General features: G+C 61.3%; 20 protein-coding genes and 1 tRNA gene. 11 read left to right on the forward strand and 10 right to left on the reverse strand.

Going from position 1 to position 20,707, the window contains the following annotated elements; genetic code table 11:
• The first annotated feature begins 98 nt into the window (after positions 1-98).
• Positions 99-509 (forward strand): hypothetical protein, encoded by a 411-nt coding sequence (locus AC1DM5_RS20480; RefSeq protein ID WP_477821845.1) that lies wholly within the window; start codon positions 99-101, stop codon positions 507-509.
• A 99-nt stretch (positions 510-608) separates the two neighbouring features.
• Here AC1DM5_RS20480 and AC1DM5_RS20485 read toward each other — a convergent pair whose 3' ends face one another.
• From AC1DM5_RS20485 to AC1DM5_RS20495, 3 genes are all read right to left on the reverse strand, one after another.
• On the reverse strand, positions 609-4,004 hold the full coding sequence (locus tag AC1DM5_RS20485; RefSeq protein WP_477975500.1) for an acyl-[ACP]--phospholipid O-acyltransferase: 3,396 nt from the start codon (positions 4,002-4,004) through the stop codon (positions 609-611).
• A gap of 93 nt (positions 4,005-4,097) precedes the next feature.
• Positions 4,098-4,379 carry a YiaA/YiaB family inner membrane protein gene (locus AC1DM5_RS20490; RefSeq protein WP_008529123.1) on the reverse strand — a complete coding sequence of 94 codons (282 nt, stop codon included), beginning with the start codon at positions 4,377-4,379 and terminating at the stop codon, positions 4,098-4,100.
• Between the two features lie 34 nt (positions 4,380-4,413).
• Complete coding sequence (locus tag AC1DM5_RS20495; RefSeq protein ID WP_477821847.1) at positions 4,414-5,100, reverse strand: PspA/IM30 family protein; 687 nt, start codon at positions 5,098-5,100, stop codon at positions 4,414-4,416.
• Positions 5,101-5,211: 111 nt separating this feature from the next.
• On the opposite strand from AC1DM5_RS20495, the gene AC1DM5_RS20500 reads away from it, so the two are divergent.
• Positions 5,212-5,814: a TetR/AcrR family transcriptional regulator gene (locus AC1DM5_RS20500; protein ID WP_477821848.1), complete on the forward strand. Its 603-nt coding sequence runs from the start codon at positions 5,212-5,214 to the stop codon at positions 5,812-5,814.
• A 19-nt stretch (positions 5,815-5,833) separates the two neighbouring features.
• On the opposite strand, the gene AC1DM5_RS20505 is transcribed toward AC1DM5_RS20500, so the two are convergent.
• Positions 5,834-5,908 (reverse strand) — tRNA-Gln (locus tag AC1DM5_RS20505).
• Positions 5,909-6,066: 158 nt separating this feature from the next.
• Between AC1DM5_RS20505 and AC1DM5_RS20510 the strand changes: the two genes are divergently transcribed.
• Genes AC1DM5_RS20510 through AC1DM5_RS20520 form a run of 3 tightly spaced genes read left to right on the forward strand, consistent with a single transcriptional unit; the run spans position 6,067 to position 7,738 of the window.
• On the forward strand, positions 6,067-6,363 hold the full coding sequence (locus tag AC1DM5_RS20510; RefSeq protein ID WP_007818089.1) for a cupin domain-containing protein: 297 nt from the start codon (positions 6,067-6,069) through the stop codon (positions 6,361-6,363).
• A 2-nt stretch (positions 6,364-6,365) separates the two neighbouring features.
• Positions 6,366-7,280, forward strand: coding sequence for an MBL fold metallo-hydrolase (locus tag AC1DM5_RS20515; protein WP_477821849.1), 915 nt, complete (start codon positions 6,366-6,368; stop codon positions 7,278-7,280).
• A gap of 2 nt (positions 7,281-7,282) precedes the next feature.
• On the forward strand, positions 7,283-7,738 hold the full coding sequence (locus AC1DM5_RS20520; protein WP_477821850.1) for a thiol-disulfide oxidoreductase DCC family protein: 456 nt from the start codon (positions 7,283-7,285) through the stop codon (positions 7,736-7,738).
• Positions 7,739-7,892: 154 nt separating this feature from the next.
• Here AC1DM5_RS20520 and AC1DM5_RS20525 read toward each other — a convergent pair whose 3' ends face one another.
• Positions 7,893-8,798: a DUF1499 domain-containing protein gene (locus AC1DM5_RS20525; RefSeq protein ID WP_477821851.1), complete on the reverse strand. Its 906-nt coding sequence runs from the start codon at positions 8,796-8,798 to the stop codon at positions 7,893-7,895.
• A gap of 226 nt (positions 8,799-9,024) precedes the next feature.
• Here AC1DM5_RS20525 and AC1DM5_RS20530 point away from each other — a divergent pair, with 226 nt between their 5' ends.
• A complete protein-coding gene (locus tag AC1DM5_RS20530) occupies positions 9,025-9,414 on the forward strand; it encodes a hypothetical protein (protein ID WP_477821852.1) in 390 nt (129 codons plus the stop codon).
• Between the two features lie 106 nt (positions 9,415-9,520).
• On the opposite strand, the gene AC1DM5_RS20535 is transcribed toward AC1DM5_RS20530, so the two are convergent.
• Positions 9,521-9,766 (reverse strand): hypothetical protein, encoded by a 246-nt coding sequence (locus AC1DM5_RS20535; RefSeq protein WP_025669523.1) that lies wholly within the window; start codon positions 9,764-9,766, stop codon positions 9,521-9,523.
• 109 nt (positions 9,767-9,875) lie between these two features.
• On the opposite strand from AC1DM5_RS20535, the gene AC1DM5_RS20540 reads away from it, so the two are divergent.
• On the forward strand, positions 9,876-10,073 hold the full coding sequence (locus AC1DM5_RS20540; protein ID WP_477821853.1) for a hypothetical protein: 198 nt from the start codon (positions 9,876-9,878) through the stop codon (positions 10,071-10,073).
• Between the two features lie 73 nt (positions 10,074-10,146).
• Positions 10,147-10,422, forward strand: a complete 276-nt coding sequence (locus tag AC1DM5_RS20545; RefSeq protein ID WP_477821854.1) for a hypothetical protein — start codon at positions 10,147-10,149, stop codon at positions 10,420-10,422.
• Here AC1DM5_RS20545 and ppdK read toward each other — a convergent pair.
• From ppdK to AC1DM5_RS20565, 4 genes are all read right to left on the reverse strand, one after another.
• Positions 10,416-13,082 carry a pyruvate, phosphate dikinase gene (gene ppdK, locus AC1DM5_RS20550; protein WP_477821855.1) on the reverse strand — a complete coding sequence of 889 codons (2,667 nt, stop codon included), beginning with the start codon at positions 13,080-13,082 and terminating at the stop codon, positions 10,416-10,418. The two genes, AC1DM5_RS20545 and ppdK, sit on opposite strands and share 7 nt — an antisense overlap.
• A 441-nt stretch (positions 13,083-13,523) precedes the next feature.
• Positions 13,524-16,982, reverse strand: a complete 3,459-nt coding sequence (locus tag AC1DM5_RS20555; RefSeq protein ID WP_477821856.1) for a chromosome segregation SMC family protein — start codon at positions 16,980-16,982, stop codon at positions 13,524-13,526.
• 78 nt (positions 16,983-17,060) lie between these two features.
• The gene (locus AC1DM5_RS20560) at positions 17,061-17,759 is read right to left on the reverse strand and encodes a DsbA family protein (protein WP_007818069.1); all 699 of its coding nucleotides are present in this window, start codon (positions 17,757-17,759) and stop codon (positions 17,061-17,063) included.
• Between the two features lie 251 nt (positions 17,760-18,010).
• Positions 18,011-18,499, reverse strand: a complete 489-nt coding sequence (locus AC1DM5_RS20565; protein WP_477821857.1) for a DUF721 domain-containing protein — start codon at positions 18,497-18,499, stop codon at positions 18,011-18,013.
• A gap of 97 nt (positions 18,500-18,596) precedes the next feature.
• Between AC1DM5_RS20565 and mutY the strand changes: the two genes are divergently transcribed.
• From mutY to AC1DM5_RS20580, 3 genes are read left to right on the forward strand one after another with little or no spacing between them, the layout of a single operon-like run.
• Positions 18,597-19,688 (forward strand): A/G-specific adenine glycosylase, encoded by a 1,092-nt coding sequence (gene mutY / locus AC1DM5_RS20570; protein ID WP_477821858.1) that lies wholly within the window; start codon positions 18,597-18,599, stop codon positions 19,686-19,688.
• 2 nt (positions 19,689-19,690) lie between these two features.
• Positions 19,691-20,305, forward strand: coding sequence for an HAD family hydrolase (locus AC1DM5_RS20575; RefSeq protein ID WP_477821859.1), 615 nt, complete (start codon positions 19,691-19,693; stop codon positions 20,303-20,305).
• A 3-nt stretch (positions 20,306-20,308) separates the two neighbouring features.
• Positions 20,309-20,674 carry a nuclear transport factor 2 family protein gene (locus AC1DM5_RS20580; RefSeq protein ID WP_007818057.1) on the forward strand — a complete coding sequence of 122 codons (366 nt, stop codon included), beginning with the start codon at positions 20,309-20,311 and terminating at the stop codon, positions 20,672-20,674.
• Positions 20,675-20,707: the final 33 nt, after the last annotated feature.

A 20,707-nucleotide genomic window follows, 5' to 3' on the forward strand; every position in this document is an offset into this window, starting at 1 on the left:
TTCTTTTGCCGGGTTACGCGCTAAAGGGCTTGACGGGACAGGCGAAACCGTCGCGAAGGCGGCTTCGCAGCCACTGGCTAGATATCAGGGACGACACGATGAAACTCCGTATCACGACCGCGGCCGCGGCACTTGCCGTTGCGCTTGCCGGGTGCACCTCCATACCCACTCCCGGCGATCCGGTCGAGGGACGCTGGGTCGGCCAGTCTGCCGGCAAGTTCTTTGCCGCCTACGGCCCGCCGCTCAGCGATCGCGACGAAGGCTCGTCGACGATCTACAGCTGGAAGGGCGGTTACAAGACGGTGCGCGTTCCCGCGAAATATGCCGAAGGCGCCGATGGCAAGCGCGGCAAGCAGATTGCCCCGGCCCGCTCGCTCTACCTGCGTTGCCAGGCCGAAATCACCACCAATTCCGACTACACGATCCGCGACATTCGCACCGTCAACGACATCCCGGGCGTGGACGGTCCTTCCTACTGCGCAGAATTCCTGGCTCCGGCCCAGAAGTAACGCGCGGTCTCTCAGAGACACAGAAACAGGCGGCCTTCGAGCCGCCTGTTTTCATTTTCAGAGACATCGCGCTTGCCGTTCGACCGGTGAAGACCGGTTTTACGCCGCCTGCTCCGGCTGGGCCGCGCTTTCGGCCATTTTTCGCGCCGTCACAAAATCCACCTTGCCCGAGCCGAGCACCGGCACCGCACCGATGTTGACCTCAGCCGGCACCATCATGTCCATCGCTCCCTTCGATTTGGCGAAAGCGAGGAATTCGGCGCGGGTGGCGGTCGGCGCATCGGTCAGGAGGACCAGCCGCTCGCCCTTCTTGGCGTCGGGTATCGAGGAGACGACCGAGAGCGCGCCTGGCCACAGCTCTGCGGCAAGGGTCTCGACGGCTGCGAGCGAGATCATCTCGCCGCCGATCTTTGCAAAGCGTTTGGCGCGGCCGCGGATCTTGACGAAACCGTCCTCATCGATGGTGACGATGTCGCCGGTATCGTGCCAGCCGTCGACGAGCGGTTCGAGGACACCAGGATTTTCGGCGCGCAGATAACCCGCCATGACGTTGGCGCCACGGACGACGAGCCGGCCGCCCTCGTCGATACCGGGTACCGGTTCGAGCTTCCATTCCATGCCCGGCAGGATTTTGCCGACCGTGCCCGACCTGTTGTACATCGGCGTGTTGATGGAGATGACAGGCGCGGTCTCGGTGACGCCGTAGCCTTCTAGAATGCGCAAGCCGAATTTCTCCATATAGGTGGCGCGCGTCGAGGCTTTCACCGGCTCGGCACCGGAGAAAATGTAGCGGATGGAGCGGAAGTCATAAGGGTGCGCTGTCCGGCTATAGCCGTTGAGGAAGGTGTCGGTGCCGAAGATGATTGTGGCGTTCGAGACATAGATCAGTTCCGGCACGATGCGGTAATGCAGCGGCGACGGATAGAAATAGACCGGAACGCCCGAGATCAGCGGCAGCACGGTGCCGGCCGTCAGCCCGAAGGAGTGGAAGACCGGCAGGATATTGAACACCTTGTCGCCGCTGTGGAAATCGATGCGGGCGGCGGCTTGGGCGGCGTTCGACAGGATGTTGCGATGGGTCAGCACCACGCCCTTCGGCGTGCCTTCGGAACCCGAGGTGAACAGGATGACGGCCGGATCATCAGGCTGGCGTTTCACCAGCGGCCTTGCCTTGTGCAGATAGCCCCTGATCTTGCTGACCAGACCGATTTCGGTGCGCAGATCATCAAGCCAGACGATCTTCAACTGCTTTTCCATCTCCTCGATAACAGGGCCGAGCTTGGCCTGCGTCACGAAGGCGCGGGATGTGAGGACATGCTTCACTTCCGCCGCCTTACACGCGGACAGGATATTGGCCGCACCGGCGGTGAAATTCAGCATGGCCGGCACCTTGCCCGCCGTCATCACGCCGAGAAGGGTGGCGGCAGCGCCATTGGCGTTCGGCAGCATGACGCCGAGGTTGTTTTCCGGGAACATGGTGCGGAACTTGGCGCCGAGAACGGCAGCACCCGTCAGCAGCTTGCCGTAGGTGAGCTTGCCGGTGACCGGATCTTCGACGGCGAGCTTGCTCATACCGAATTCGTGGCTTGCCTCAATGATGCGATCAAGGACGGTCGAGGACGTATCGGCGGTCCTGAACATCAGGTTCGACATGACCTGATAGAGGGCAGCGCCCGCCGCCGTGCGGCGCCTGCGACCCTTGAGTTCAGGCGGGACTTCCAGCTTCACCGGTTCGAGAATGGTGACCTTGACCTTGGGAAACAGCCGGCGGCGGATCTTGCCGTTGTCAAGATAGGAGAGATAGCTCTTCTCCAGGCCGTCGATCCGCACAGGCACGACCATCGATCCTGTCTTATCCGCGACCATGGCGGCACCGTCATAGACCTTCATCAGCGTGCCGGTCACTGTCAGGCGTCCCTCGGGAAAGATGCCGATCGGGCTGCCGTCCTGTACCACCTTGATCAGCGAACGCGTCGCCATCGGCTTGGTCGGATCGAGCGGCAGGAATTTGCACATCTTTAGGAAGGGTCTCACCCACCACGCCTGGGCGATCTTGTAGTCGACCGCAAAGACCGGTTCTTCCTCGGTGATGGCGAGTGCCAGCGCACCATCAAGCAGGCTGACGTGATTGAGCGCGATGATCGGTGCGCGACCTGCCTTCTTGATGTTTTCGAGCCCTTCGACCTCCAGCCGCATGAAGGCGCGGAAGAGGATCGAGACGAAATCGCGGAAGGCATTGGTCGGCAGCGTCTTAAGCATCAGCCAGGCAACGGCGAAATTGATGATGCCGAGGCCGATCAGGATCTCAGGAATGGAGGCGCCCAGAGCCTGGACGACGGCAACGACACCAAGGCCGACGGTGATGAAGAGCGCCGATAGGACATTGGCAGCGCCGATGACGCGGGCGCGGCGGTCTTCATGCGCCCAGGTCTGCAATGCAGCGAAGGTCGGTACGGCAATGAAGGCGCCGGAGATCGCCATCCCGGCGAGATCGATTGCGACTCGAATGGTGTTCTGGCCCGCGAAGAAGGTGAGGATGGTCGTCGCATGGCTGGTCGACTGCAGACCCCAGAGGTTCCAGGCGAGATCGAGGCTGACGATTGAGAGCAAGGCCGTGCCGATCGGCGCCGGCAGCAACACGATGCGACCCGATGACATCCAGGCAGCGATTGCCGAACCGACAGCGACAGCGACGGCAAAGACCGTCAGATAGGCCGGCACGACGATTTCCGAACCACCAAGCAACTCGGTGACCATGGTCGGCAGGATGGACAGGACAAAGGCGCCAACCAGCCAGAACCAGCAATTCATCAGCGCCGAACGCCAGAGGCGCTTGTCGCTGCGGATTTCCATGACGAGATTGTAGCTGGAGCGGATGACGTTGGTGTCGATCTTGAGATCGGGAGCCTTGGAGCCGGTCGCCGGGATCATCCGGCTGGCAAGCCAGCAGATCACCGAAAGCCCTATCATCATCGTGCCGAAGACGAGGACATTGTCGCCGCCGGAAAAGGCGAATGCAGCAACGATCGTGCCGGCAAGGATGGCAATGAAGGTGCCGCCTTCGATCCAGGCATTGGCCTTCGGCAGGTCGCGGCGCTCCAGATGGTCGGGCAGGATGCCATATTTGATCGGTCCGAAAAGCGCAGAGACGACGCCAAAGCCAAACAGCGCCGCCATCAGTATCCAGATGGACGAGAATGCAAGACCGATGACGGCAAGGGCGGCGACCGCGATCTCGCATCGTTTCAGAAGTTCGGCGATCCGTGCCTTGTCGTGCTTGTCGGCGAGTTCCCCGCCGATGGCCGAAAGCAGCAGAAACGGTACGATGAGGATGACGCCGGCTAGCGTGACGAGTGCGGCACCTTCATTGGCCGACATCTGGAACAGGATCAGGAACACAAGGGTGTTCTTGAGAAAGTTGTCATTGAAGGCGGTCAGGAATTGCGTCCAGAACAACGGCGCGAATTTCCTCGAAGTCATCAGGCTGCGTTGCATAGGCTGGCTCCTTGTGCGATCCACAGACAAAGCCATAGAGTTGTTACGCAAAAGTTGAGCACGATAACAACCCTATGGTGTAGTTAACGAAGATCAATCTTCACCGTTACGATTGAACTTGACGAGCAGCTTCTCGGTGCGGGCGTCTTCAACCTTACGGATCAGCTTTTCGGATTCGGCATTGTCGCGCAGCGTCTTGGTTATATTCACCGTCGTCTGCACCAGCATCAGAATGCCCATCGCCAGATAGCCTTTGCCCCAGAGATCGAGCGGCATCATATAGAGGCCGAGAGCCAGCATGAAGGCTGCTGCACCGAAAGAGATGTAGGAGAAGCTGACCCAGCTGGCGGAATGTTTCTGGAAACTGTCGTTCATTGTCGTGATTCCCTCAGGTTTGATGGTGTTGACTTTAAGCGGCGGGATTGATGCGGCTGCGCAGACGCGCGAGCACATCGTCGGCGGAGGAGCGCAGAGGCGCGCCGCATCCGGCCTTGGCAAGCTTCTCGATGATGCCGGCGGGAACAGTTGATGTCTCCATCGCCTTCAGGGCCGAGGCAGTCATCTCATTCTGGTTCTGGCGGATGCGAAGGCGCGCAAGGGTCTCCTCCGCATCGTCAAGCGTCGCAAGACCTGGATTGGCCACGGCGACATCGAGCTTCTGGGCCTCTTCGGTGGCGCGGGCCAGGCGCTCGCCACGCTGGAGTTCCTGCAGCCGCGTTTCTGAGACGCGGACAATTCCCTTCAGTTTATCGATTGCGGTGGTGAACTGGGCCTGGGCCTTTTCGGATTGATCACGCTCGGCTTCGAGATAAGCGATCGCTTCGGCGGCCTCCCGGGCCAGCGCTTCATTGCCCTTGGTAAGTGCAGCAGAGGCACGGGTTTCGAGGTCATCGATCCGGGAGATGATCGTCGCATGCTGGATCCGCTCCTGCTCGTTCTGGGCAATGGCGATCGCCACGCTGCGACGGGCCGACTGGATCGATTGTGCGGCATCGCGGATCTGCTGGGCGAGCAGAGGTACAGCATTGCGATCGGCAAAGGCCTGTTCGGCATCGTGAGCCCTGCCCCGCAGCAAAGTCGAAATCAGTTTGAACATTTCCTTCCTCCGGTTTATGAACGTTGTTCATGAGTTGAGTTATGGCAGAATCGTGAACGGTGTTCAAGAATAATTTTGAACACCGTTCATAAAATCGAAGCGAGATGGTTAATGGCCGGCAAAAGAGAAGAAAAACGCGAGGATCTGAAGACACGGCTGATCGATGCGGCGCGAAACCGGATTGCCCAGGAAGGGCTCACCAATCTCAGGGCGCGCGACATCACACAGGATGCCGGGTGTGCGCTCGGTGGGCTCTATACGGTCTTCGCCGATCTCTCCGAACTCGTCATCCACGTGAACTCCACAACGCTAAAGGCGCTGGAGGCAAGGCTGACGCTACCCGAAACCAGGGACAGGACGCCGACAGACCGGCTGCGTAAGCTGGCGCAGGGATATTTAAGTTTTGCGGTCGAAAACCGAAATCTCTGGAAGGCGCTGTTCGACCACTTTCCGCCCGAAACCAGCCCGACGCCGCAATGGCATCTCGATGAGCATCTCTTCCTGATGGACGTGATCGCCGACCCGCTTGCCGAACTGCAACCCGATATGCCGGCGGAAGACAGAGCCATCCGCGCCCGCACCCTGTTCGGCGCCGTTCACGGCGTCGTCAGCATCAGTCTCGAAGGCCGCTTCGTCGGCCTGCCCCCCGAGCGCCTTGCGCGCGAGGTAGATGAGCTTGTGCTGACGATTGCCGCAGGGGCAGCGAACAGGTGAACGGGTTGTCCGAGAGATGTGGCTGGGGCGCCTGGATTCGAACCAGGGGATGGCGGTACCAAAAACCGCTGCCTTACCGCTTGGCTACGCCCCACCAGAGCTGAAGCGAATGCCGCTTCGCCAAAACGTCGCCTGATTAGCAAAGGACTGTCTGCCCCACAATCACTAAGTTCACTGCGACGTCATATTTGTATGCGCTGTCACGCCGGCATGGTAGGACTTGAAGCATCGACACAGCCAATGGAGACACCGTTGAGCCAATATCGCGCCCGTCCGCCGGCGCTTGCGACGCTGATCCTTGATGATGCCGTCGTGCGCATCACCCAATGGGATTTCGAGCCGGGTGCCGATACCGGCGTTCATACACATGGGTTCGGCTATGTGGTCGTGCCGATGACCGACTGCCAGTTCCTGATCGAGGATGCCGAGGGAAGCCGGCGGGTGGATGTTGCCAAGGGCGCTGCCTATCGCCGCGAGGCCGGCACCGAGCACAATGTCGTCAATGCGGGCGACCAGCCCATGTCCTTCATCGAGATCGAATATAAATAGACATGTCCGGCGCGAACTTCGATCTTTTCTTCGATCCGGCTTACGGCCGGGCGGTTCCGGTTACAGCCGGCATCCAGCGCCTGACGGCGAATAATCCGAGCCCCTTCACCTTCCGCGGCACGAACAGCTATATCGTCGGCGGCTCGTCAGTTGCCGTCATCGATCCGGGGCCGGAGGATGAGGCGCATTTCGATGCGCTGATGGCAGCGCTTTCCGGCCGGCAAGTGACGCATATTTTCGTCAGCCACACCCATCGAGACCACTCGCCGCTTGCAAAACGGCTGAAAGAAAAAACGGGGGCGCTGACGGTCGGCGAAGGACCCCACCGTCCGTCGCGGCCGCTGCGCGAGGGCGAGATCAATCCCTTTGCCGAGAGCTCGGATACGGATTTCGTACCCGACATCGCCATCGGCGACGGAGAGACGATTTCGGGCGATGGCTGGGCGCTGACGGCGGTGCTGACGCCCGGCCACACCGCCAATCATGCGGCCTTCGCGCTTGAGGGCAGCGGCATCCTGTTTTCGGCCGACCATGTGATGGCCTGGGCAACGACGATCGTGGCGCCGCCGGACGGCTCCATGGCCGACTATATGGCCTCGCTCGACAAGCTGATCGCCCGTGACGACAACCTGCTGCTGCCCGGCCACGGAGGGCCGGTGACGTCGCCTGCGCCTTTCCTGCGCGGGCTGAAGACGCATCGGCGCCTGCGGGAGCGCTCTATCATCGGGCGCATCCGGGCGGGGGACAGCACCATCCCTAGGATGGTCGAGGTGATCTACCGCGATACCGATAAGCGGCTGCATGGTGCGGCAGCCCTTTCGGTGCTGGCACATATCGAGGACCTGATGGAGCGCGGCGAGGTAACAGCCGACAGGCCGCCTTCCCTCGTTGCGCATTATCGATTGGCAGGAGGCTGAGGATGGCCGCGCATTCGGATTACAGCTATCGCGGCGACCCTTCCGTACCCGCTTTCGCGGACGACAGGCCGCTGATCCTCTTCGATGGCGAATGTGTCTTCTGCTCCGGCTGGGTGCAGTTCCTGCTGAAGCGGGATAAGGAAAAACGCTACCGCTTCATCGTCGCCCAGACACCGCTCGGCGAGGCGCTCTACCGGCATTACGGGCTGGAGACGCGGGACTACGAGACCAACCTGCTGCTCGACAGGGGTCGCGCCTATTACAAATCCGATGCGACGATCCGTATGCTGGAGGGGCTCGGCATGCCATGGGCTCTGGCAGGAATGTTGCGGATCGTGCCGCGGCGAATTGCGGATGTCGCCTATGGCGTTGTTGCGCGGAACAGGCTGAGGATAGCGGGGCGACGGGAGAGTTGCATGGTGCCGACGGCTGAGGTGCGGGAGCGGTTTCTGGGGTAGGTTTGGCGGTTACGGCTCTTCGCATTTTATCGGATAGTTTTGCGGTAAGTGTTTTCGTTTGCCTCACCGTATCCCGGCCCTTCGCGTGGCTCAGGGCGTTCGGCCCTGCAATCGATTCACTGGATCGATTGCTGCTGCTCCGCAGCACCGGGCCTCACCCACCCGCGATCCCCAGAAGTTCTGAATCGAGGGCACCAAGATATTGCTCGGCCTCTTCGGCGCTGAAGCCGAGGTCGTGCTGGCCGTAGCGGGAGGCGACGCGCACGTCGACGAAGGTGGTTTCGGCCTCTTCGCGCAGACGGATGATGAAGTCGAAACGCAGACCGAGGATGAAGGTACGCGTCGTGCCCTGCAGGATCACGCCATTGGCGCCGCGGATCAGCTTCGCCACATCGTCCTCATAGGGGCGCGGTGTCGGCACGGGGATAATATCGGGCGAATCGGCGACACCGCTTTCGGGCTGCGCCGGAACGGGCTTGTTTTCCAGTTCGCGGCCCGGCGTCGTGTCGCCTTGGCTTTTGGTGATGGTGATGCCGTTCTGCTTGGCGACCTTCTTGACGGCTTCGAGAACACGGTCGAGCGCACCGTCGTAGCGGCGGCCCGTGAGTTCCGGATAGGCGACAAGCTGCCTTTCGCGGTCGGCGGGTGTGACGACGGGATCGCGCGGCAGCCAGATCTGGTCTGCCTGCGGCGTCGACAGCCAGTCGGGTGCGGTGGCAGTATCCGTGGTCACGTCATAGATTGCCGGCAGAGTGAAATAGCGCTCCGCTGCAAAGGCGCCGATACCGAGCGGAAAGGCAGCGTAAATGAGTGCCGCCAGCGCATTCAACCCGCCTTCAGCACCGGTCATCCAAAGGCTGCGAAGGCCGATAGCAGCCAACAGGGTCGCGAGAATCGCGCAGCCGACGGAAACGAGCAGCACCAGAACGAGATAGGGTGTCGCCAGCCCGCCGAAGCGATGAGCGATCAGCACCGCCACCGAAAGCACAAGCGCAAACGCCCCGAAATGCCGCGAAAAGCGGGCAGCGCTGGAAACGGGACGATCGAAACGGATGGCCATCAAACTTACCAGTTGGTCGGCAGCGATGCATCGAATGCACCTGCTGCCAACGACTTTTCTAGTGCAAGATTCGTTTAAATTGAAACTCTTGTCTGAGCATTGCCAAAGCAATCCACTTCAAAGGCCAAATCAAAGAGCATACGATCTCCATAAGCTATTGCTGATATGCCGTAAAAAGGCCATTCTACCGGAGTCTCATGCACTTCCCACGAAACAGGAGAGACAGATGATCTCATCCGAGACGATGGAAAGGCCGCGAGCTTCCTCGCTTGGCGGCATCGACCGCGCCGAGCCGCTGTTGCCACTGGAACTGCTCGAACTCGAACTTTCGCTGGAAGGCTACGCCGATGGCGAAGCCGGCTTCTGCGAGGTGGTGCGCAAGGCGGCTACCGAAACCCGTGGCGAATTTCTCTTCGACCTGCCGGCGGCGGGGCTCGTGGAGGATTGCCGGCGGATCGCGGTTCTGCGCATCCCGACATCGGACAAGAAGATGCGGGTGGTTCTGGCTCTGCTCGACCAGAACGGCACGGAAATCCGCATGCAGGCGCCCGATGAGGATACCGAACATCTGGTGCGTTTCGCCGATGCCTTCATCGAGGTTCTCGAGCGGATCTGAATTCTAAAGCGCGCCGCGATCGCTAGGATTCGCTCGCCACGCCTTAGCTCTTTGTTTTGCGCATGTCGTTGTCGCAAAACCGCTGCACACTTTTGCGCGGCTTGCTTTAATCGCGGCCTGCTGCAGCTTCCGCCAGCGAGCGGAAAGGAAACTTGCGGCCGCATTCGCATTTCAGCATGAATGTTTCCTGATGGACTGAGGAGCGCTGCACGAAGAAACCGCGCGGCAGCTGATCCACCTTGAAGTCGGGATTCTTGCGCTTGGCATCGTCGATCTCGGAGGCTTCGGCAAAACCGCTATTGCCACATTGCGGACAGGTGAGTTTCTTCGAGAATCGATCGCGGATCGCCATGGTGCTCTTTCCAGTGCTGCTGTCTTTGCTCTTACATAGGAACGCATGGCTGCGAAAGTGGAACCAAGCATGCATCCTGCCGTTCCTTCCTCAGTGAAGGAGGCGAATCATGCCGAACAAAGATCCGATTCAGACGCCCGGCGCAGAGACGCCGGTTGGCCCGCAGCCGGCCCCTGATATTCCTGACCGCATTCAGGAAAAACCGCCGCTGGCGCCGGCACAGGACCCGAGCGACACGAAGAAGCCGGAAGGCCGGCCGCTTGACCCGGCGCTGCTGCCGATTGGCGACCCGGCGGGAGCGGCTTGATATCACAGTCAGGTTGACGATGCCTTGCAGATGGATTTTCTTGGTCGCACATTCATGCTCAAGGAATAGACCGATGCGCCCATATGTTCTGCCGCTTCTTGCCGTTCTGGCCGCCGGACTTGCCGCCTGCCAGACCCTGACGCCCGAGGAGCGCCGGGCACGTGACGAACAGACCTGCTTCGGCTACGGCTTCAAGCGCGGAACGGACGGCTTTGCCAACTGCCTGCAGCGCATCGATCTCGACCGCCGCGCCCAGGCCCGCTACGACAGCGACTGGGTGATGGCCGACATGGCCTATAATCTGAACGGTCCCTACGTTTATCCGCGCTACTATCGCTACCGTCACTGAGCGCCTGAAATCACCGCCTGCGCGGCTGCAAGCCGCGCAATCGGCACGCGGAAGGGCGAGCAGGAGACGTAGTCGAGGCCGATCGTTTCACAAAAATGGATCGAGGCGGGATCGCCGCCATGTTCACCGCAGATGCCGAGCTTCATGTCGTTTCGCGTGCGCCGGCCGCGCTCGGCGGCGATGCGGATCAATTCGCCTACTCCATCAAAATCCAGCGATATGAAGGGATCATGCTCGATGATGCCTTTGCGCTGGTAGGTCGGAATGAAGGCCGAGGCATCGTCGCGCGAGATGCCGAAGGTGGTCTGCGTCAGGTCGTTGGTGCCGAAGGAGAAGAATTCGGCTGCCTCGGCAATGACATGGGCGCGCAATGCGGCACGCGGCAGCTCGATCATCGTGCCAACCAGATAATCGATGCGCATCCTGGCTTCCGACATGACATCCAGTGCCACAGCATCAATCTTCGCCTTCACGTAATCGAGCTCGGAGCGCAGACCGACAAGCGGCACCATGATTTCGGGAACGACGGCGGCCCCCGTTTCCTGTGCTGCAGCAATCGCAGCCTCGAAGATGGCGCGAGCCTGCATCTCGACGATTTCAGGATAGGAGATGGCAAGCCGGCAGCCGCGATGGCCGAGCATGGGATTGAACTCGTGCAGTGCGTCGACGCGCTGACGCAGGGCCGAAGGCTCCATGCCCATGGCATAGGCGACCTCGGCGATCTCCTCATCACTCTTCGGCAGAAATTCGTGCAGCGGCGGATCGAGCAGACGGATCGTTACCGGCAGGCCGTGCATGACGGTGAAGAGGCCGGTGAAATCACCCCGCTGCATGGGCAGGAGCTTGTCGAGCGCACTGCGTCTGCCCTTCTCGTCTTCCGCCAGGATCATCTCGCGCATGGCATGGATGCGCTCACCCTCGAAGAACATATGCTCGGTGCGGCAAAGCCCAATGCCTTCGGCACCGAAGGAGCGGGCGGCACGGGCATCGGCCGGCGTGTCGGCATTGGTGCGCACGGTCATGCGGCGGGCGCGGTCTGCCCAGCCCATGATGCGACCAAAATCGCCCGACAGTTCCGGCTGGATCATGGGCACCTCGCCCTTCAGCACCTGACCGGCGGAACCGTCGATAGTGATGATATCGCCCCTCTTCAGCGTCACACCAATGCCGATCAGCCGCTCATTGCGGGCGTCGATACGCATGGTGCCGGCGCCGACGACGCAGGGGATGCCCATGCCGCGGGCAACGACGGCTGCGTGGCTGGTCATGCCGCCGCGCGTCGTGAGAATGCCTTCGGCGGCATGCATGCCGTGAATGTCTTCGGGGCTCGTCTCGACGCGCAGCAGGATCACCTTACGACCTTCCGACTCTGCCTCAACGGCCTCTTCCGCCGTGAAGACGATCTCGCCGGTGGCCGCCCCCGGCGAGGCCGGCAGGCCGGAGCCGATCACCTGGCGGGTGACGCGCGGATCGATGGTCGGATGCAGGAGTTGGTCGAGTGACGATGGCTCGATGCGCAGGACGGCTTCGTCCTCGGTGATGACACCTTCGTCCACCATGTCGACGGCGATCTTCATGGCTGCCCGTGTCGAGCGCTTGCCGGAGCGTGTCTGCAGCATCCAGAGCTTGCCGCGTTCGATGGTGAATTCGATGTCCTGCATATCGCGGTAATGAGCTTCGAGCTCGTTGCAGATGCGGCCGAACTCGGCAAAGGCTTCCGGCATCAGCTTTTCCATCGAGGGCTTTTCGGAGCCTGAGGCTATACGCCCCTCCTCGGTGATGCTCTGCGGCGTGCGGATACCGGCGACGACGTCTTCACCCTGTGCATTGACAAGGAACTCGCCGTAAAGCAGCTTCTGCCCAGTCGAGGGATTGCGCGTGAAGGCGACCCCCGTGGCAGACGCATTGCCGAGATTGCCGAAGACCATCGCCTGGATGTTGACCGCCGTACCCCAGGCTTCCGGAATATTGTGAAGCTGGCGGTAAGTAACGGCGCGTGCGCTCATCCAGCTGGAAAACACCGCGCCGACAGCGCCCCAGAGTTGTACCGCGGGGTCCTGCGGGAAAGCCTCATCCAGCTCTTCCTCGATCAGCGCCTTGTAGAGCGAAACGACATGCTGCCATTCGGAAGCGTTGAGTTCGGTATCGAACTCGTGGCCGAGGCGCCCCTTCTCGTCCTCGAGGATTTCCTCGAAGAGGTCATTGCCGAGACCCATGACGACATCGGCATACATCTGGATGAAGCGGCGATAGCTGTCCCAGGCGAAGCGCGCGTCGCCGGCATCATGGCCGAGCGCCTGCACCGTCTCGTCATTCAGGCCGAGGTTGAGCACCGTATCCATCATGCCCGGCATGGAAACACGGGCACCTGAGCGAACGGAGAGCAAAAGAGGCTGGTTGCCCGCACCGAAACGGCGGCCGGTGATCTCCTCGATACCCGCAATGCCTGCGAGCACCTGCTCCTTCAGTGCCCGATCGATCTTGCGGCCGTTCTTGTAATAGGTGCTGCAGGCTTCGCTGACGATGGTGAGGCCGGGAGGAACCGGGAGGCCGAGGCTGCACATTTCGGCAAGATTAGCCCCCTTGCCGCCAAGGATCTCCTTGTCTCGCGCCCGGCCTTCAGCCTGCCCATTGCCGAACGTATAGACCCACTTGGTCATCTTCCCCCCAACACCATTTCGGGGACCAGCTTAATCCCTTGGTGTTGAAATGAAAATCGACAAATGCGGCGAAATGTTGCGCCGCACAATAAATCCCTAACAGGATGCAAAATCAAACGATTGAAACTGATAGGTCGCAGCGAAGGCGCACAAAAAAAGCTTTGCGGGACTGCAACAACGGTCCCGCAAAGCCTTGTTTCCGTCCGGCCAGGAAAACCGGACGGGGGGTCCACTTATGCCTTGTGATCTTCGGGGCCAATCCCCAACCCGAAGACAGCATTGCAAATTCAACAGATCACAACGACCGATTGCTACTTATCCGTAACGGCGCGGTTGCGATAAAACAACTTCTAATGCAATGCGCGCAAAAGAGCATCACCCAAATGGGGTACGTACCCGATGTCAGGGTGACCTTTTTTGGTCTTTAATTAAAATGCTGCCTCAAGCCGTCTCACGGAGACGCTCTGCGGTCTGCAAATCGACCGAGACAAGTTGCGAAACACCCTGCTCCGCCATCGTGACGCCAAAGAGGCGATTCATGCGGGCCATGGTGATGGGGTTGTGGGTAATGATGACGAATCGGGTCTCGGTGGAGGCCGCCATCTCGTCCATCAGATTGCAGTAGCGCTCGACATTGTGGTCGTCGAGCGGCGCGTCCACCTCGTCCAGCACGCAGATCGGCGCGGGATTGGTGAGGAAGACGGCGAAGATCAAAGCCATTGCCGTCAGCGCCTGCTCGCCGCCCGAGAGCAGCGTCATGGTTTGTGGCTTCTTGCCGGGCGGGCGGGCAAGAATTTCGAGACCAGCTTCCAGCGGATCATCGGATTCGATCAGTTGCAATTCCGCTGTGCCACCGCCGAAGAGGTGGGTGAAGAGGCGCTGGAATTGGGCATTGACGACATCGAAGGCGGCGATCAGGCGCTCACGGCCTTCACGGTTCAGGCTCTGGATCGCGCCGCGCAGCTTGCGGATAGCATCGATGACGTCGTCACGTTCCTTGATAAGCGCTTCCAGCTTCTCGCTGAGCTCTTTCTGTTCCTCGTCGGCGCGCAGGTTGACGGCGCCCAATCGCTCGCGCTCGATCCGCAGCCGCTCCACCTCGCGTTCGACCTCGCGCGGATCCGGCAGCGTCTGCAGTCCCGGCCGGTCGGCAAGGCGCATCGCCTCATGGGGCTGCACATTCAGTGTCTCACGAATGCGCTGTTCGCTCTCCTGCCGTTTCTCGCGTGCAGAGACCAGGCGCTCCTCGGCGCGGCCGCGGCGCTCGCGGCTTTCGGCGAGTTCGGAGAGCGCCGTCGCTGCCTTGTGGTCGACATCGCGCTGCAGCAGTTCGGCCTGCGCCAGGAGATCGGCGGCGCCGCGGCGGGCTTCCTCGGCCTTCTGCAGCTCCGTCAGCAAGGCGCGACGCTTGTCGTCGAATTCATCAGGCGCCATTTCGAGTTCGGCGGCCTCCTCGCGGGCCTCCTCCTCGCGCTCACGCAGCGTGGCAATGTGATCCTCAGCACTTGCAGCGCGCTGGCGCCAGGTCTCGCGCTCCTGGCCGATGGCAACGATGCGGCGCTGGCGCGCGTCGTTCTCACGGTTCAGGCTCTCGTGGCGGGCGCGGGCTTCAGCAAGGGCACCGCGATCCGTCGCGACCTCGGCCTGCTGAAAGCGCAACCGTTCGTCGAGCGCGGTCAGATCGGGGGCATCTTCCAGCTCGATACGGGCATTTTCTTCCTGAACAGCGACATCCTCGAGCTGCGCCTGCAACTGGCTGACGGCTTCGGCAATGACATCGCGGCGGCGAATGAGATCACCGGAGGCACGCTCGGCGGCGGCGAGCGCTTCCCGCGCCTCGGCCAGATGGCGGGCGGACAAACGGCTCATGTCGCGGGCTTCAGTGAGCCTGCGCTCCTGCTCGCGAATGGTATCGGCGGCGGCGGCAAGACGCTCCTCAGCCTCGGCCAGAACGTCGCGGGCAAGCTCCGCCTCACCTTCCAGCTCGGCAAGGCGGTTCTTCTGCGCAAGGCGCAACGCCGCGGCACTCGGGGCATCCGCGCCGGCGACGTGGCCATCCCAGCGATAGACGGCGCCTTCCTTGGTGACCAGGCGCTGGCCAGCTTTGAGTTCCTTCACCAGACGTGGCGCGTCGGCATCAGCCACCAGGCCGATCTGGCGCAGTCGGCGGATCAGCGCGGCGGGTGCGCGGACGTGGTTCAGCAGTGCCTCGGCGCCGGCAGGAAGTGGCGGATCGCCCGCGCCATCGCCGTTTTCCGACCAGTGGGCAGGCGCATTCGGATCGAGCGGGGATTCGAGATCGTCTCCGAGTGCGGCACCCAGCGCCGTTTCGAAACCGCGATCGACCTTCAACTCTTCGGCAACCGGCGGAAATTCGCCTGCCGCAGCACCTGCCAGCATGCGCTGGATGGTACGGGCTTCCGTTTCCAGCGCGTTGAGCTTGCTGCGTGCCTGCTCGACAGGGGTACGGGAAAGCGCCTCCGTCTCGCGAGCCCTGGCAAGCGCCTGCTCGATGGACTGGATTGTCGCCTCGGCTTCGGCCAAGGCGACTTCGCCCGCCTCGACCATGGCCCGCTTCTCGTCCGGGTCGGGCAGCGTTGCGATCTTCTGCTCGATGCCGGAAAGTTCGCGATTAGCATCGTCCATCTGGCGCTCGAGCCGCAGCTTGCGATCGGCGAGATCGCGAATGGCGCGTTCCAGCTGATTGCGTCCGGCAGCAGCTTCAGCGCGCTCGGCGGTCAGGGTGGTGAAGATACGCTCGCTGTCGGCAAGCTTAGCGGCGGCCTCTTCGAAAGCCTGTTGTGTCTCTTCGGCATAACGGCCGGAATCGGCCAGAATTTCAGCAATATCGGCCTCTTCGGCGTCGAGTCTTGCAAGGATCGTGGCATTGTCGGCGACAAGCCGTTCCTCGCGCCTGATATCTTCGGCAAGTTGCGCCAGACGGCGAGTGAGTTCATCGCGGCGTCGCAGGATGCGGTTGGCATCCTCTTCGAGCTGGCTGCGGGCGATCTGCAGGCGCTGGAGTGCGGCAGCCGCCCTCGCCTCGCCTTCGCGCAGTTCGGGCAGCTTCAGGGCAGCGATGCCCTGATTCTTTGCCGCATCCATCTGGATCTGCGCCTTCTCGGCGACGGCGACGGTTGCCTGGTTGAGCGCGCTATCGGCCTCGGCTTCGGCCTCTTTCGCCTGCACCCAGCGGATATGTAAGAGCATCGCCTCGCGGGCGCGGATATCGGCAGAGAGCGTCTTGAAGCGGTTTGCCTGGCGGGCCTGGCGCTTCAAGCTCTCGATCTGGCTTTCGAGCTGCGAGGTGACGTCATCCAGCCGCTCCAGATTGCTTTCGGCGGCACGCAGGCGAAGCTCGGCCTCGTGGCGGCGCGAATGCAGACCGGAAATGCCCGCGGCCTCTTCCAGCAACTGACGGCGGGCCTGCGGCTTTGCGGCGATCAATTCGCCGATACGCCCCTGCCCAACCATGGAGGGCGAGCGCGCACCGGTGGAGGCATCGGCAAAAAGCAGCTGTACATCCTTGGCACGGCTTTCCTTGCCGTTGATGCGATAGATCGATCCCTGCTCGCGCTCGATGCGGCGGGTGACCTGGATTTCATCGCTGTCGTTGAAGGCGGCCGGCGCCGTGCGCTCGCCGTTGTCGAGATAGAGCGCGACTTCGGCAGTGTTGCGCGCAGGGCGGTTTCCCGAGCCGGAGAAGATCACGTCGTCCATGCCGGACGCGCGCATATTCTTGTAGGAATTCTCGCCCATGACCCAGCGCAGGGCCTCGACGAGATTGGACTTGCCGCAACCGTTCGGCCCGACCACGCCCGTCAGCCCGCGCTCGATGAAGAATTCGGTCGGTTCCACGAAAGACTTGAAGCCGACAAGGCGGAGCTTGTTGAACTTCATGCCGCAGCCTCACGCTGCACAAAACAAAAAACGGGCGCACGGCTTTCGCCGTCGCCCGCCTTCGCAAAACGGTACGGATCAGAGGAGGCTGTCGATGAGGGCCGACATGGTGTCAACCGGCATGTCTCCAGAGTAGCGCTTGCCATTGATGAGGAACGTCGGCGTGGCATTGACGCCGAAGTCCTTGGAACCGCGTTCCCGCGTGGCATTCACTTCATCCAGCAGTTTCTGGTTCGTCAAGCACTTCGTGAAGCTATCCTCAGTAAATCCGGCAAGCTTCGACATTTGCAGCAGCGCGGCGCGGCCGTCATCGGCGGCAGCCCAGACCTGCTGCTGCTTGAAGAGCATGGCGACCATCGGGAAATACTGCTCGGGCGTTGCGAGCTCTTCAGGCTTCTGCGGGTTGCAGCGGGCGAGCATGAAGGCGGCGGCAGCGCGCGGATCGAAGGGGAATTCGCGCAGGACGAACTCGACCTTGCCGGTGTCGACGTATTTCTGCTTGATCGTATCGAAGGTGGTGTTGTGGAAGTGGGCGCAGTGCGGGCAGGTCATCGACATATATTCGACGATCTTGACCGGGGCATCGGTCTTACCGAGCGCCATTTCCGGCAGCGCGCCAGGGGTCATGACCTTGGCCATGTCAACATCGCCATCCGGCTTCGGGATTTCGACTGCTGCCTGCGCCTGCGCCGTACCGTATACCGCCATGGATGCGGTTGCGGCGGCGACACCGCCCAGAAGCTGGCGTTTCGTCAGTTGCATTTCAGAGATGCGCATGGGTTCCCCATAAACAAGTGTGGCAGCTAGTTGTGCGATATAACGGCCAGAAGCCGCGAACAAGGCACGCTTCACCAACTTTCTTCAAAGAATTGTGACCTGCGCGAGACGAAACCGCAGATCAATGAACAAATCAATCATTCCCGGAATGCAGAAGCAGTGTTTCGCCCTGCATGAAAGAGACGGATTATTTGTATCTCGCCGTTCGCAAGCGGTAGGCGATCAGGATGCTGCCAACAGGACGGCGAAGGTTATTTCGGCTTTTTACCCAATACTGCCGTACCCAGACGAGCGATCGCCTGGCGCAATTTGTCGTCCTCTATGCCCTGCATCATGCCTTCGAGCTTGCGGGCGGCTTCGCCCTTCAGAGGCGGGGGCGTGCGAGAGCGTTTGACCGGCTGGTAGACCGGCTTCTGGACGATGCGGAGCTGGTGAACGGCGGCGAAGCCGAAGAAGCTGTTGATGCGCTGGATGAGTTCGCCTTGCGCATGGGTCAGAAAAAGCGCGCGCGCGCCTTCGCAGGCAACGGTCAGCACGCCGGGGCGGAAGCCGCCGCCGTCGCCGCCGCGGGCCCAGGCGATCTTTTCCGGCCGGGTGCAATCGGCGAAGTCCTCGCCGGCAATTTCGTCCCAGGAGCCGAGAAGCGCGCTATTGATGCCGGCACGGCGAGCGAGAACGGGATCGATGATGCCGTTCGTCAGTTCGGAAATCTGCTTCCCATCTTTGCGTGGATAACTCATCGAAACCTTGGTAAGCGATAGCCATTCGAGGCCATCGGCTTGATCACGCCGCATTGCTTCGACAAGTATAGAGCACTTCCCCCGATCGCGGCAAATAATGACGATACGCACACTGGACGCGCCGACCGCCTTCCCTCTCCTCGAATGGTACGACCGTCATCATCGCGACCTGCCCTGGCGGGTTTCGCCGCCAATGGCCAGGCGTGGCGTCAAGGCCGATCCCTATCACGTCTGGCTGTCCGAGGTGATGCTGCAGCAGACGACGGTGCAGGCGGTAAAACCCTACTTTGACAATTTCCTCGCAAAATGGCCGTCAGTGACGGATCTCGCCGATGCGCCTGTTGAAGCGGTGATGGCCGCCTGGGCGGGACTCGGTTATTATGCTCGGGCGCGCAATCTGAAGAAATGTGCCGAAGCCGTTGCTACCGAACATGGCGGCATCTTTCCCGACACCGAAGAGGGCCTGAAAGCCCTGCCCGGGATAGGCGACTATACGGCGGCTGCGGTTGCGGCGATTGCCTTCAATCGGCAGGCGGCCGTGATGGACGGCAATGTGGAGCGGGTGATCTCACGGCTCTATGCTATCGCCACGCCGCTTCCAGCCGGTAAGCCGCTAATGCGCCAGAAGGTAGCGCTGCTGACGCCGGCCGACCGGCCCGGCGATTTCGCCCAGGCGATGATGGATCTCGGCGCCACCATCTGCACGCCGAAGCGACCGGCCTGTTCGCTCTGTCCCTTCAACGGATCGTGCGAGGCGCTCAGGCTGCATGATCCCGAGCAGTTTCCAGTCAAGGCCGCCAAGAAGGAAAAGCCGATCCGGCGCGGAGCCGCCTTCGTCGCGGTCACCTCCGATGGCGATATCCTGCTTCGGCGGCGGATCGAAAGCGGCCTGCTCGGCGGCATGACGGAAATTCCAACGACTGCATGGACCGCGCGGCAGGACGGCGAGACCTCAGCCGAAGCGGCACCCTTCAAGGCTGACTGGGAGAGCGCCGGCAGCGTCACCCACGTCTTCACCCATTTCGAGCTCAGGCTTTCGATCTTCCGCGTGGCAATTACCAATCGCCTTCAAATCGATGACGGCTGGTGGGAGCCGGTTATAAATCTTGAAGCTCAGGCGCTGCCGACTATCATGAAAAAAGCGATCGCAGCGGCTATTCCTCTCGCGTTCAAAACAGCCAAGGGATGATTATGGCAAACGACATCAAGCATATCGTTTTCGATATTGGCAAAGTTCTTATTCATTACGATCCGCATATTCCCTTCAGCCGCCTCATTCCCGATGAGGCCGAGCGCAACTGGTTTTTCGCCAATGTCTGCACGCACGACTGGAACATCGAACAGGACCGCGGCCGCACCTGGGCCGATGCCGAGGCATTGCTGATCGAGCAGCACCCGACCCGCGAAGAGCATATCCGCGCCTTCCGCCAGAACTGGCACGAAATGGTGCCGCATGCCTATGAAGACAGCGTCGCGATCATGGAAGGCTTCATCAACGAAGGCCGGGACGTGACGATGCTGACGAACTTCGCCTCCGACACGTTCCGCGAGGCACAGGAGCGCTTTAGCTTCCTCAAAAAGCCGCGTGGCGTCACCGTTTCCGGCGATGTCGGCCTCATCAAGCCGGATATCGCGATCTACGAAACGCATACCAAGAGCTTCGGCCTCGATCCGGCCGCAACGATCTTCATCGATGATGCGCCTGCCAATGTCGAGGGTGCCAAGGCTGCCGGCTGGAATGCCGTGCTCTTTACCGGCGCCGACAAGCTGCGCGCCGATCTCGCCACCTATGGACTGAAAGCCTGAGCCATGAGCTTCGACCCTGCAGCAGCCATCGACCGCTTCCACACCGCGATCAACGATCTCGATTTTCCTGAAATCGAGAACTGGTTTGCCGAGGATGCGACTTATGTCTCCAACGGCGTCGGCAGCCTTGCCGGCCGCGCCGAGATCATGGCCGCATTCCGCCGCTACTTCGACGACTACCCGGACCAGACGGCGGAGAATTCTGTGGTCGAGACGCTAACGCCGCTTTCCGGCCGTGCCGTGTGGTCCGTTCGCGCAACGCACAGCAAGACTGGCAAACCGCTGATCCGCGAAGGCGAGGAAACGATCACTTTCAACGAGGACGGCAAGGTTACGCGCGTCGATGTAACCGACTACCAGGAATTCTGACGCAGGATCATAGCTTTAATAATAAGAAGCCCG

This window comes from Rhizobium sp. 01T437 (genome assembly GCF_056398505.1).